Origin of the sequence: Acidovorax sp. NB1, assembly GCF_005405905.1 — a bacterium.
In the GTDB taxonomy this organism is placed as follows: Bacteria; Pseudomonadota; Gammaproteobacteria; order Burkholderiales; family Burkholderiaceae_C; genus Acidovorax.
The window spans coordinates 1-12,081 of sequence record NZ_BJHU01000047.1 but is presented as its reverse complement, the minus strand read 5'-3'; the positions used below and the strand labels follow the sequence as shown (position 1 = coordinate 12,081).

16 protein-coding genes and 2 pseudogenes are annotated in these 12,081 nt (G+C 59.9%); 9 read left to right on the top strand and 9 right to left on the bottom strand.

Features of this window, described 5'->3' with window-relative positions; all coding sequences use genetic code 11:
* Positions 1-172: 172 nt before the first annotated feature.
* Positions 173-625, bottom strand: coding sequence for an HAD domain-containing protein (locus tag AvAM_RS21680; RefSeq protein ID WP_099741089.1), 453 nt, complete (start codon positions 623-625; stop codon positions 173-175).
* 113 nt (positions 626-738) lie between these two features.
* Between AvAM_RS21680 and AvAM_RS21675 the strand changes: the two genes are divergently transcribed.
* Positions 739-1,041, top strand: a complete 303-nt coding sequence (locus tag AvAM_RS21675; protein WP_137749014.1) for a helix-turn-helix domain-containing protein — start codon at positions 739-741, stop codon at positions 1,039-1,041.
* On the opposite strand, the gene AvAM_RS21670 is transcribed toward AvAM_RS21675, so the two are convergent.
* Positions 1,038-1,478 (bottom strand): hypothetical protein, encoded by a 441-nt coding sequence (locus tag AvAM_RS21670; protein ID WP_137749013.1) that lies wholly within the window; start codon positions 1,476-1,478, stop codon positions 1,038-1,040. The genes AvAM_RS21675 and AvAM_RS21670 overlap by 4 nt on opposite strands.
* Before the next feature lie 177 nt (positions 1,479-1,655).
* Between AvAM_RS21670 and AvAM_RS21665 the strand changes: the two genes are divergently transcribed.
* The 7 genes from AvAM_RS21665 to AvAM_RS21640 all read left to right on the top strand — a co-directional run bounded on the left by AvAM_RS21665 (position 1,656) and on the right by AvAM_RS21640 (position 5,093).
* Positions 1,656-2,093 (top strand): helix-turn-helix domain-containing protein, encoded by a 438-nt coding sequence (locus AvAM_RS21665; protein WP_055400384.1) that lies wholly within the window; start codon positions 1,656-1,658, stop codon positions 2,091-2,093.
* 188 nt (positions 2,094-2,281) lie between these two features.
* Entirely contained in the window at positions 2,282-2,458 is a 177-nt protein-coding gene (locus AvAM_RS25765) for a hypothetical protein (protein WP_158236318.1), read from the top strand.
* A gap of 57 nt (positions 2,459-2,515) precedes the next feature.
* On the top strand, positions 2,516-2,710 hold the full coding sequence (locus AvAM_RS21660; protein WP_082836271.1) for an antitoxin Xre/MbcA/ParS toxin-binding domain-containing protein: 195 nt from the start codon (positions 2,516-2,518) through the stop codon (positions 2,708-2,710).
* 92 nt (positions 2,711-2,802) lie between these two features.
* Positions 2,803-3,393, top strand: a complete 591-nt coding sequence (locus AvAM_RS21655) for an HAD domain-containing protein (RefSeq protein WP_137749012.1) — start codon at positions 2,803-2,805, stop codon at positions 3,391-3,393.
* Between the two features lie 165 nt (positions 3,394-3,558).
* Positions 3,559-4,011 carry a PaaI family thioesterase gene (locus tag AvAM_RS21650; RefSeq protein WP_056419573.1) on the top strand — a complete coding sequence of 151 codons (453 nt, stop codon included), beginning with the start codon at positions 3,559-3,561 and terminating at the stop codon, positions 4,009-4,011.
* Between the two features lie 233 nt (positions 4,012-4,244).
* The gene (locus AvAM_RS26180) at positions 4,245-4,568 is read left to right on the top strand and encodes a heavy-metal-associated domain-containing protein (protein WP_082836291.1); all 324 of its coding nucleotides are present in this window, start codon (positions 4,245-4,247) and stop codon (positions 4,566-4,568) included.
* Between the two features lie 18 nt (positions 4,569-4,586).
* Positions 4,587-5,093 (top strand): hypothetical protein, encoded by a 507-nt coding sequence (locus AvAM_RS21640; RefSeq protein ID WP_082836290.1) that lies wholly within the window; start codon positions 4,587-4,589, stop codon positions 5,091-5,093.
* 268 nt (positions 5,094-5,361) lie between these two features.
* Here AvAM_RS21640 and AvAM_RS21635 read toward each other — a convergent pair.
* The 6 genes and pseudogenes from AvAM_RS21635 to merT all read right to left on the bottom strand — a co-directional run.
* A pseudogene (locus tag AvAM_RS21635) lies at positions 5,362-5,742 on the bottom strand (EAL domain-containing protein); the annotation flags it as partial.
* Complete coding sequence (merE, locus tag AvAM_RS21630; protein ID WP_063459342.1) at positions 5,739-5,975, bottom strand: broad-spectrum mercury transporter MerE; 237 nt, start codon at positions 5,973-5,975, stop codon at positions 5,739-5,741. The pseudogene AvAM_RS21635 and the gene merE, both read right to left, overlap by 4 nt.
* Positions 5,972-6,326, bottom strand: a pseudogene (gene merD / locus AvAM_RS21625) (mercury resistance co-regulator MerD). Before merD ends, merE begins: the two are co-directional and overlap by 4 nt.
* Positions 6,327-6,345: 19 nt before the next feature.
* The gene (gene merA / locus AvAM_RS21620) at positions 6,346-8,031 is read right to left on the bottom strand and encodes a mercury(II) reductase (protein ID WP_063459341.1); all 1,686 of its coding nucleotides are present in this window, start codon (positions 8,029-8,031) and stop codon (positions 6,346-6,348) included.
* Positions 8,032-8,102: 71 nt separating this feature from the next.
* The gene (gene merP, locus AvAM_RS21615; protein ID WP_063459340.1) at positions 8,103-8,378 is read right to left on the bottom strand and encodes a mercury resistance system periplasmic binding protein MerP; all 276 of its coding nucleotides are present in this window, start codon (positions 8,376-8,378) and stop codon (positions 8,103-8,105) included.
* A gap of 15 nt (positions 8,379-8,393) precedes the next feature.
* Positions 8,394-8,744, bottom strand: coding sequence for a mercuric ion transporter MerT (merT, locus tag AvAM_RS21610; protein ID WP_063459339.1), 351 nt, complete (start codon positions 8,742-8,744; stop codon positions 8,394-8,396).
* A gap of 71 nt (positions 8,745-8,815) precedes the next feature.
* On the opposite strand from merT, the gene merR reads away from it, so the two are divergent.
* Positions 8,816-9,250: an Hg(II)-responsive transcriptional regulator gene (merR, locus tag AvAM_RS21605; RefSeq protein WP_063459338.1), complete on the top strand. Its 435-nt coding sequence runs from the start codon at positions 8,816-8,818 to the stop codon at positions 9,248-9,250.
* A gap of 176 nt (positions 9,251-9,426) precedes the next feature.
* On the opposite strand, the gene AvAM_RS21600 is transcribed toward merR, so the two are convergent.
* Positions 9,427-12,081: efflux RND transporter permease subunit (locus AvAM_RS21600; protein WP_137749010.1), on the bottom strand; the 2,655-nt coding region annotated here is incomplete at its 5' end.

Sequence of the window (12,081 nt, the reverse complement as noted above, 5' to 3'; positions counted from 1 at the left end):
TGCCACGCAGGCAGTCAGGCCGAGGCTATGCCGCCACGGCAGGGCCCCGCACATCGTGTGCCAGCATCTGGGGTGATCTCACTTTCGGTGCAGATTACCCGGTTAGGACGCTCGGGTTAACCCTAGATTAGTGTTTTCTGAGGTCAGGTGGTCTGCCCTCCTGGCAGTCTTTTCAAAGTGTGGTTTGAAGACGAGCTGTCAGTTGTGAACCGGTGGCCTGCGTGAGTCCCGTTCGCCCATCGACCAAAAACAACGACTTGCAGAACGGCCGATAGAGCCACGATCGATCATCCACCGCCACCCATCTGCGATGTGGCACATCGTTGGCCCAAAGCCAGGCATGGCACTCGGCCTCCCGTTCGTACCCCACCAGCGTATTCGGGACGTTCGTTAGATCGCAATATCTGGGGGTAACGCCTTCGATCATGGCGGCAATGTCCGGAGAGAACCTTTCCAATAGATCCTCATAGGCCTGTTCCAGGCGCCAGGTGCTGGTGATCACGATCTGGCACTCGGGCACCTGTCGTAACGCATCTTCCAAGATCGATAGGCAACAGAAGTGCCTCGACTCGTGGCAGTGCTCTGGGTGCAGGACCCCATCAAAATCCAGAAAGAGTATGGGCACAGCGCGACTTCAGAAACAGATTTCCAATAGGGCTGAATATTTTTTCGAGTTAGCGAGCCTATGAGACTATTTGGTCGTGGTCTTTTTAGTCTCATTGGACGGAAATCGGGTGGATGTCTTCCCGAAAGCGTGTTCCACCCCAAGCCGACTTTGGTCGGGCGCTGCAGCAATTGCGCGCGGCACGCGGCTTGGTTCAGGAAGACATGTTGCTGGCAACGAGCCGCCGACACATCAGTCGCATCGAGCAGGGACATCAAGTGCCCAGTATCCGCACCATCGAGGTATTGGCCGAGCAGATGCAGATCCACCCTTTGACCTTGATTGCTACCGCGTACTGCCCAGCCCTGGACACGAACTTGGTCAATGAACTCCTCAGGACCGTCAAAGCGGACTTCAAGGGCATCATTTCAGACTAGGCTTGGCATTCCGATTCGGCCTGTTCCTTGGCATACTGAACCAGCATTTGAAGCCCTTGTATCAGACCGGTGCCAATGGGTGTGGCATCTTGGCGGTGCAGCATTCGATTGACGATCTCCCGATCCACAGCAGTGCTGAGCAAGCACAGTGCTTCTTGCAGAGTTTCGAGGCCCACTTCCATGCTGTCGCCTGAACGTTTGGCTCCCGCCTTGGTCAGAAGCAACAGGGCGAGCGGTAAGGCTGCACTAGCGGGATCGTGATCCCCGCTCCAATCCGAGCCAGACAGAAGGTCTCGGAGTTGGTCTGACATCAACAATAGGTGGTTGTCATCCAGCGCATCCGGCAGGATGGCTTCCCAACCCCGTGACGTGATCAGGCGCAACATGTCCTGTGCTCCAAATTTTCCTAGGGTCGCTTTTTCCAAACGCAGCATCATTCTTCATTCAAGTTAATATGAGACTAATTGGTCCCGTTTGGGGCCGTGGCGTGCGAAGATAGCTGAATGGAATGCCATTTTTGTTTTCCAAGTGTGCCCGTCTCCCAATGGAAATAAACCGGTTGCCCAGATCTGCTTAAAGAGGCAACCAGTCTGTTGCCTCATGCGTTTGCCCCCTTGAAAAACCGCCTGGATCTCACCCGCTTGGCCGAACTTGATCGGCAGTTTTGCGATTTCGCGAAGCTGCAGCGGAATGCCACGCCCAGGTGTGGCTGGGCAAAGACGGTGAGATTGGCCTTGGGCATGAGTTCCAAAGCGCTAGGTGAGCGCTTGGGCATGACGGCGCAGGGAGTCCGCAAACTGGAGCAGGCCGAGGCCAACGGCACTATCACGCTGAATACGCTTGCACGTTTGGCTCATGGCCTGGACTGTGAAGTGCACTACATGTTTGTTCCCCGAACCAGTTTGGTGGAGCAGGTGCTCAACCGTACTCAAGAGATCGCTGGAATTGCGTTGCCGTCCACGTTGAAGGGGGCGGAGGTGCTGACAGATGCAGAGACGCTGATGGCCCTTACGAGTGCGCTGGTAAAAGTGAGCAAGCGTGGCCTTTGGTGAGTCAGCGCTGGTTCTCCTACCGATACAACCCCGCGATGAGTTTGAACTTCGTTGCTATCATTAGCGCAAAGCAAGCCCCCGGTGCGACCTCTGCGAAAGCATGCCCCCGGGGGCGACGTTTTTCTGAGAGGTACTTTGATGAAATCTCTCTCCGAAGCTCGCGACAGCTCTTGAGAGATCACCGCGCCATGGAATTGCACCGCACAGGTCAGGCTGCCCGCAAGGCGAAGCGCGTCATCACAATCAAGGTCAAGCACGCTCTTCCTGTCATCACCGCAAGGGAATATGCGCGCTCGGGCGATGCAACCAAAGATCCGACACTCAGGCGACGCCGCTGTGCCATTGTTAACGGGACTGATCGGTAACTTGTGGACACGAATTCTGCCCCCATCGCCCTAGAAGACCACATCGCTATTCTCACTATGCTTGTGCGGCGCATGGTTGATGAGTCTGGTGACCCAACTGGTTTCGACGCACAGACCTGGCTTAATCACTGGCTCGTGGGGGTGGTCCCAGCGTTGGGTGATCGAAGGCCTCTCGATGTGCTCAAAGAGCCCGGCGGCCTTGAGGTGGTGCGGAGCTTGCTCATGCGTGTCCAGTCTGGTGCGTTCTCGTAGGAATACGCACGTGGCTGGCAAGTTCTGAGTCCGCTCTGGCCCCGCCGTCCTCCTTGACTATATCCCCACCAAGCACAGTCCAGTCCCAACATATGGCTCTGTCCTCTGGCCAAATTTCCCCATATCTCCCTGCGTCCACTCCACGCAGCGCGGACGTCGTCCTGTACCTCGATCTCGATGGCGTTGTTCACCATGAAAAAGTGCTCTGGCATCCACGCAAGGGCATCTACATGAGCCCGTATGAGGCTGCAGGACATTCGCTGTTCGAATGGGTTCCATTCCTGGAGTCGGTGCTCCAACCCCACCCGGCAGTCGCCCTGGTACTGAGTAGCACCTGGTGCATCCGCCCAGGGTACAGCGCAACCCTTAAGCGCCTTCCGGCGTCCTTGCGTGCTCGGTTTATTGGCGGGACCTACCACAGACGTGTGCATGGCGTGGACCCATGGAACCTGTCCATGTTCCGCACCACACCCCGGGGCGTGCAAGTTCAAGAAGACGCTCAGCGCAGAAAACCCCATCAGTGGATAGCACTCGATGATGATCTGGAAGATTGGCCTGACTCCTGTCGGCAAAACCTGATCGCATGCGAGGGAACTACGGGCTTGTCAAACCCCGAGGTACAACACGAACTGAGGGAGAAACTGCGCAGCTGTCATGTCGCCTTGTCGGCCAGAACCCCATAGCAGCTCGCGGGGCACGGTGGACTTAAAAACGGTCTAACTATCGAACCTTCATTCGAGAAATCCCCTGCCGCAAGTGTCTTGGATGCAAGGTTGGACGCATCCTGAATGTACATTTGGACGAGCCCTCAATGTACATTTGGACGGTAAACGCACCGTTGCTTTCCCATGCATAGTCCGACCATCCCGTTTCGCCTAGTCTCCACTCAGCGCGAAGAGCAATTGGCTCAATTCAACGCCAGGAAAGAAATTGCTTGGTTTGGGTTTAGGGGGGCGTTCAAAGAGCCAGGCTTGGCGATCATCAATTTCACCAAAATCGAATCTGGCCTTCAGGGAGGTGGAGGAACCTCCGCAATCAATGGCGGTGTTATCGCCGCAGGTTTTGATGCAGCCTTCGTGCTTGCCGGTTTGGGTCACTACGATTCCAAGGTCGTCGTCACTCTGGAGTTGTCGGTCAAATTTTTGTCCCTTGCACTTGTCAACGAGTCGCTTGCATTCCAAGCGCATGTGGTTCGATCTGCTAAAAACTTCTCGTTCGCCGAGGGCTTTCTCTCTCAGGCAGGTACAGGGCCAGCCCAACATTTGGCAATTGCCACCGCTATGGTGGCGCCTGCGCGCTAGGCACGCGGCGGGAATGCGCAAGGCGCCAAAGGTGTCCTTCCCCTCGGCTGAGATGGAGATTTTCGACGGTCGTTCACCCAAGGCGCGAGCGTTCTAACTCGTAGAGACACCACCAGCAATGGGCTCGTTTGCTGCTTTCCGAGCTTATATGCCGATTGAATTCCGTGAGGCCTTGACCTTCCCACCGTGGCAAGGTTCATAGTCAAAACGTGAATCAACCAAAGGAGGCTCACATGGTCCATTTCAATGTTCTTGATATGACGTGCGGCGGTTGTGCTCAGCGTATTCGTCGAGCAATAGCTCAGGCCCAACTGCCAGCAGGCGTCGAAGTAGAAATCGATGTGGCCGCGCGGCAGGTCCGCGTTCCTGGGCAAGCCGAAGACGACACTGTAGAGCTTGTTCGCTCTGCAATTGAGCGTGCCGGATACAAAGCAGACGCCGTGGTGGCGACTTCATCGCGCCGAACAACCGGTGGCTGCTGCTGTTCGTCTCGGTCCACAACCTCTGTTGATGTGAATCAAGGTGCTGCGAACCGTACGTCGTCATGCTGCAGTTGAACCAACAAGGAGACCATCATGCGTCTGAATATCGTCGCTGGGCTGTTGACAACCCTTTTCGTGGCGGGCTGTGCCGTCGCGCAATCTCCAAAACCTGCGGACGAACACGCAGGCCACCACCCCGGTGATGCGCAGAGCGGTGGCGTAACCACCCAGTCTGCCCCGGCAGCTACCACCCCGCCGACACCGGACGCCTTTGATCGTCAGATGACGGCGATGCAGGAAATGCACAAAAAAATGCAGGCGGCCAAGACTCCCGCCGAACGTTCTGCGCTGATGGATGAACACATGAAGCTCATGCAGTCCGGTATGACCATGATGGGTGCAGGTAATTCTGGTGGCATGGGTATGGGGATGATGCAGCAAGGGGCGCAGGCCAAACCTGCCGCACCTGCAGCATCTGGAAACTCGGGCATGGGAGGCGGCATGATGGGCATGCACGCTCAAATGGAGCGCCGCATGGCCATGATGGAACAAATGATGCAAATGATGGTGGACCGCCAGGCGGCCATGCCATCCAGGTAGCCTCCCCCGCGAGCGTCCTGAGGGGCGCTCGCCACAAAATCTCATTGAGATTCTGTAAACCACCTTCCTGAATCGACCAGCGCAAGGCGCGTTCCCCCTGAGCCCGTTACTGCCGCCCGCAAGCACTACGCATTTCAGAAGTGGGAATGTGTTCGGTTCCTTTGCATCCATGCTTGATCGATAGCTCAATTGGGTGCCATTGATGGCGGCGACGGTGCTCTTATCGGATCTTCAGTTTTCAGCGATAGCGACAGGGGGGGCGCCGCTGACCTGGTACCCACCCGTCGAAGTCAGACCCCACCTGGCTCGCCGAAACATTGACGGCCAGCCGGAACGGTTGCCATGCCAGCGCCTGCCAGTCGCGCATCTGACGGCAGGCTGCGCCCAGCACCCAAGCACCGATTTCATGCATCAGGCCAGACGATTCGGTCACGGGCAGGAACTGGCCCGGCGGCAACAGTCCGAGCATCGGGTGACGCCAGCGCAACAGGGCTTCCGCGCCGACAATCTGGTCACTACGCAAATCGACAATCGGCTGGTAGTGCAGATCAAGCTGACCGCCCGCAACCGCAACCGCAACCGCAACCGCCAGCGCCAGCGCCAGCGCCAGTTGCGCCACCGTCCATTCAATGGGTTGGGAAGCGCTCATGATCGCCCCCTGAAGGCCCGCAGCAGCCGCGTCACAGACAGGACAAACAAACCGGTCAGCGTGAGGGCTGCAATACCCCAATACTCCCCGATGAACGCGCCGGCCGTTGTTCCCGCGAGCACAATGGCGAGAATCGGCAAATGGCAGGGACAGGTGAGCACGGCCAGCGTGCCCCACAGGTAGCCGGTGAACGGCTTGTGTGTCTCGGTCGGCAAGCGCTCGGGGCTGTTCATGGCAGACTCTCCGCGTGCTGGGCCGGCTCGGTCGGCAGGGTGGCCAACTGCACTTCCAGATCGGCCAGCGCTTCGCGCCGACGTTCGACGAACTGGCGCAGCACGGCAAGCTGCGTGGCCGCTTCGTTGGCGTCCGCAGCATCCAGCGCCCGATACAGCCGCGTCAGTGCGTCCAGGCTAATGCCCGCCTCGAAGGCGGCCCGCACGAAGCACAGGCGTTGCAAGGCGGCGTCATCGAACGCCTGGGGTGCACGCCACCGGCCGCAGCAGTCCGCGCAGCAGGTAGTCGCGCACGATATGCACGCTCACCCCGGCATCAAGGGCCAGCCGGGACACTGTGTAGGCGTTCATTGAACACCTCCTTTTTCCCTCATCCGGCGCAGCAGGAAAGCTGCTTCACGTCCTTGCTGAACGTCTGCGCCGCGAGCTTCAAGCCCTCGACCATCGTCAGGTAGGGGAACAACTGGTCGGCCAGTTCCTGCACCGTCATGCGGTTGCGAATTGCGAGAACAGCCGTCTGGATCAGTTCGCCTGCTTCCGGGGCCACCGCCTGCACACCGATGAGCCTTCCGCTACCTTCCTCAATGACCAGCTTGATAAAGCCGCGTGTGTCGAAATTGGCAAGCGCACGCGGCACGTTGTCCAAGGTCAGGGTGCGACTGTCGGTCTCGATCCCGTCGTGATGCGCTTCCGCTTCGCTGTAGCCCACGGTCGCCACTTGCGGATCGGTGAACACCACGGCCGGCATCGCGGTCAAGTCGAGGGCCGCATCTCCGCCCGTCATGTTGATCGCGGCACGGGTGCCGGCCGCTGCCGCCACATAGACGAACTGCGGCTGGTCAGCGCAGTCGCCAGCCGCATAAATGTGCGGCGTGCTGGTGCGCATGCCCTTGTCGATGACGATGGCCCCTTGCGCATTGACGGTGACCCCCGCCGCGTCCAGTGCCAGGCTGCGCGTGTTCGGTGTCCGTCCGGTAGCGACCAGCAGCTTGTCGGCGCGTATTTCACCGTGCCCCGTGGTCAGCACGAATTCGCGGTTCACATGCGCGACCTGGCTGGCTTGCGTGTGTTCCAACACCGTGATCCCTTCGGCACGGAAAGCGTCGGTAACGGCCTCGCCGATGGCCGGGTCTTCGCGGAAGAACAGCGTTCTGCGCGCCAGGATCGTGACCTGGCTGCCCAGCCGGGCAAAGGCTTGCGCCAGTTCCAGCGCCACCACCGACGAGCCGATCACGGCCAGGCGTTCGGGAACGGTCTCGCTGACCAGCGCCTCGGTCGACGTCCAGTACGGTGACTCTTTCAGGCCCGGAATCGGCGGCACGGCCGGACTGGCACCCGTGGCGACCAGGCAGCGGTCGAACATCACGACGCGCTCACCACCCTCGTTCAAACGGACGACAACGCTCTGGTCGTCCTTGAAACGAGCTTCACCATGCAGAACGGTGATGGCTGAATTGCTGTCCAGGATGCCTTCGTACTTGGCATGGCGGAGTTCATCGACGAGGGCCTGCTGCTGGGCCAGTAGTTTGCTGCGATCAATCGCAGGCACAGTCGCGGTGATACCGCCGTCGAATGGGCTTTCCCGGCGTAAATGGGCGATGTGAGCGGCGCGGATCATGATCTTGGACGGCACACAACCGATATTGACGCAGGTGCCGCCGATGGTGCCGCGCTCGATCAGCGTGACGTGCGCGCCTTGCTCGACGGCCTTCAGCGCCGCGGCCATCGCGGCTCCACCGCTGCCGATCACCGCGATCTGCAACTGGTGTTCACCGTCACTGCGCTCATCAGCGGCCCCCATCCAGCCGCTCACCTTGTCGAGCAGCCCGGTGCAGTTGTCCGTCGGTGGCGCATCGGCGAGCGTTGCTTTGTAGCCCAGTCCGACCACGGCGGCAGTCAGCGCATCCGGTGACGTGCCCGCCTCGGTGGCGAGTTGCGCTGTGCCCTTCGGATAGGACACCAGCGCCGACTGCACGCCGGGCACTTTTTCCAGCGCTTCCTTGACGTGCGCCGCGCACGAGTCGCAGGTCATGCCGGTGATTTTTAGATGGGTCATGCAACAGATCCTTTATCGTTTGTGGCGCCAGGCAATGACGTCAAATGTGCTGCGGTGCCGTTTTCAGTGACTCACTGCTTGACGCTGGACGGATAGCCCGCGTCCCCGGTGGCCTTGGTCAGCTTCTGCACGCTGGTCTTGGCATCATCGAAGGTGACGACGGCTTCGCGCGTCTCGAAGGTCACATCAACTTTGCTGACGCCTTCGACCTTGGAAATCGCCTTCTTGACGGTGATCGGGCAAGCGGAGCAAGTCATGCCCGGTACGGACAGCGTGACGGTCTGGGTGGCGGCCCACACGGGGGCAACAACGGCAACGAGGGCGAGGGAGGCAAACAGTTTTTTCATAGTGAACTCCTGTGATTAATAGAAAAATGGCATGACGTAGGGAAATCCGAGCGCGACCAGAACCAGCGCGGCCACGACCCAGAAAATGAGCTTGTAAGTAGCGCGCACTTGGGGAATCGCGCAGACCTCACCCAGTTTGCAGGCTTGCGCCGGGCGGTAGATGCGCCGCCAGGCGAAGAAAAGCGCCACCAGCGCCACGCCGATAAAGATGGGGCGATAGGGTTCCAACACCGTCAAGTTGCCGATCCAAGCGCCGCTGAACCCCAAGGCGATCAGAACCAGCGGCCCGAGGCAGCAAGCCGAGGCGAGGATGGCGGCCAGCCCTCCAGTGAAGAGGGCGCCGCGCCCGTTTTGAGGTTCAGGCATACGCTTGTCCTTTCGAATCTGAATTGGATAGCTTAAGCTTACTTCCGTACCAATGTACGGAGTCAAGCAATATGGAGAACAATTTGAAGGATCTGACCATCGGCCTTTTCGCCAAGGCGGCCGGGGTCAACGTGGAGACCATCCGCTTCTATCAGCGCAAGGGCTTGTTGCTGGAGCCGGACAAGCCCTATGGCAGCATCCGCCGCTATGGCGAGGCGGATGTAACGCGGGTGCGCTTCGTGAAATCAGCCCAGCGGCTGGGCTTCAGCTTGGACGAGGTCGCCGAGCTGCTACGGCTGGATGACGGCACCCACTGCGAGGAAGCCAGCAGCCTGGCCGAGCACAAACTTCAGGATGTGCGCGAGAAGATGGCCGACTTGGCTCGCATGGAAAGCGTGCTGTCTGAACTGGTGTGCGCCTGTCATGCGCGGCAAGGGAACGTTTCATGTCCGCTGATTGCTGCGCTGCAAGGGGAGAAAGAACCGCGCAGTGCCAACGCGGTGTAGCCGAGGGAGCTACGCCTTAGCGTGCTTTATTTTCCGTTTTCTGAGGTGCTTCAACGTCAGAAAAGACCGTGCGGCCGACTTTTGATATTTCGTGCTGTTGTCTTTTGAAAATGACAGCCACGCAGCCTCTCGATCAGCAAACTCGACGCCCCTAAGGGGGCCGCCCTAAGCCTGCCTCACGAAGCCTCAGTGTCAGGCTGATCGCGTTTTCTCGGCTTTCTCATCAGCACATAGGCCGCAGGAATCACAAACAAGGACAGCAGCGGCGCTGTCACCATACCGCCCAGCATGGGGGCCGCGATGCGGCTCATGACCTCCGAGCCTGTCCCGCTGCTCCACACGATGGGCACCAGGCCCGCTAGGATGACAGCCACGGTCATGGCCTTGGGGCGCACGCGCAGCACAGCACCTTCCCGGATCGCATCCAGCAGCTCTTCCAGCGTGGGCTGCCTGCCGTCTGGACATCTCTCTGCGAGTGCCTGCTTGAGGTAGATGAGCATGACCACCCCGAACTCTGCCGCGACCCCCGCCAGAGCGATGAAGCCCACACCGGTGGCGATGGACAGGTTGTAGTTCATCAGGTACAGGAACCAGATGCCCCCAGTGAGCGCAAATGGCAGTGTCGCCATGATCAGTCCCGCCTCGCCCATGCGCGAGAAGGTCAAGTACAACAGCACGAAGATGATCAGCAAGGTGGCAGGCACCACTACTTTCAGGCGGGCATTGGCCCGCTCCAGGTACTCGAACTGGCCTGAGTACGTGATGCTGACCCCGGGCTCCAGCTTGATCTGGCGGCTCACCGCATCGCGCAGGTCATTGGCCACCGATGCCAGATCGCGCCCCCGCACATCGACATACACCCAGCCTGATGGGCGGGCGTTCTCGCTCTTGAGCATGGGTGGCCCATCGGTGATGGCGATGCTGGCCACCGTGCCCAGCGTGATCTGCTGCCCCATGGGGGTGAAGATGGGCAATTGGGCCAAGCGTTCGGGCGAGTCTCTCCACTCACGCGGATAGCGCAGGTTGATGGGGAAGCGGGCCAAGCCTTCGACTGTTTCAGAGACGTTTTCACCACCGATGGCCCCGGAAACGACAGCCTGGATTTCGCTCACGTTCAGCCCATAGCGCCCTGCGGCCGTGCGGTCGATGCGGACATCGACGTAGCGCCCCCCCGTCAGGCGCTCTGCCAACGACGAAGTCACTCCCGGAATGCCCTTGGCGACCTGCTCGACTTGGGCAGCGATCCCGTCGATCACCTTCAGGTCGTTGCCGGTCACCTTGACCCCGATGGGACTCTTGATGCCCGTCGCGAGCATGTCGATCCGGTTGCGAATCGGCGGAATCCAGATGTTGGACAGGCCGGGGATCTTGACGGCCTTGTCCAACTCCTCGATCAGACCCTCGGGCGTCATTCCTGGACGCCATTGGTCTCTGGGCTTGAGCTTTACCGTGGTCTCGAACATTTCCAGAGGCGCTGGATCGGTGGCGGTCTCCGCTCTGCCAGCCTTGCCGAAGACGCGCTCAACCTCGGGAACCGTCTTGATCATGCGGTTGCTCAGTTGCAGCAGTTCGGTTGCCCGCTGTGCCGAAAGACCCGGGAGCGCCGAAGGCATATACAGCAGGTCGCCTTCGTCCAGTCTGGGCAGGAATTCGCCGCCTAGCCGGGAGAGCGGCCACATCGTGGTCGCCAGCGCCAGCACGGCGATGACCAGGGTGGATTTGGGACGGTGCAGCACCCATTCCAGGCAAGGTCGGTACACGGCGATCAGCGCACGCGTGATGGGGTTTTTCTGCTCGTCAGGGATACGCCCCCGGATCCAGTAGCCCATGAGGACCGGAATCAGCGTGACCGAGAGGGCCGCAGCTGCGGCCATCGCGTAGGTCTTCGTGAACGCCAGCGGTCCAAACAAGCGGCCTTCCTGTGCTTCCAGCGTAAAAACGGGCACAAAGGACAACGTGATGATGAGCAGCGAGAAGAAAAGCGCGGGCCCAACTTCCTCGGCTGCTTCGGTGATCACTTTCCAGCGCTCTTCACCGACCAACTGCTGGTCGGGATGCTTGTGCTGCCAGGCCTCCAGCTTCTTGTGGGCGTTCTCGATCATCACCACCGCTGCATCCACCATGGCGCCCACAGCAATAGCAATCCCGCCCAAGGACATGATGTTGGCGTTGATGCCCTGGTAACGCATCACCAGAAACGCCGCCATGATCCCCAGCGGAAGAGAAATGATGGCAACCAGCGCGGATCGCAGATGCCAGAGGAACAAGACACAGACCACAGCCACCACGATGAACTCCTCCACGAGTTTCGTCGTGAGGTTCTGGATCGCCCGCTCAATGAGTGCGCTGCGGTCGTAGGTGGTCACGATCTCCACGCCCTGGGGCAGGCTGCTTTGCAGCTCACTGAGCTTGGCCTTGACGGCTTTTATGGTTTCCTGGGCATTCTTGCCCGAGCGCAGGACCACCACGCCACCGGCCACCTCGCCCTCGCCGTCGAGTTCGGCGATGCCGCGCCGCATCTCTGGCCCGATCTGGAGCGTTGCAACATCGCCCAGGCGCACCGGAATCCCGGCGCGCGACACCAGCGGGATGGCCCGGAAGTCGTCCAGTGTCTTGAGGTAGCCGCTGGCGCGCACCATGTACTCGGCCCCGGACAACTCCAGCACCGATCCTCCCGTTTCCTGGTTGGCGCCCAGGATGGCCTCGCGCACCTGCCCCTGGGTCAGCCCTTGGGCTGCGAGCTTGATCGGATCAAGCACCACCTGGTACTGCTTGACCATGCCGCCCACCGACGCCACTTCCGCGACATTGGGCAGGCTCTTGAGTTCGAA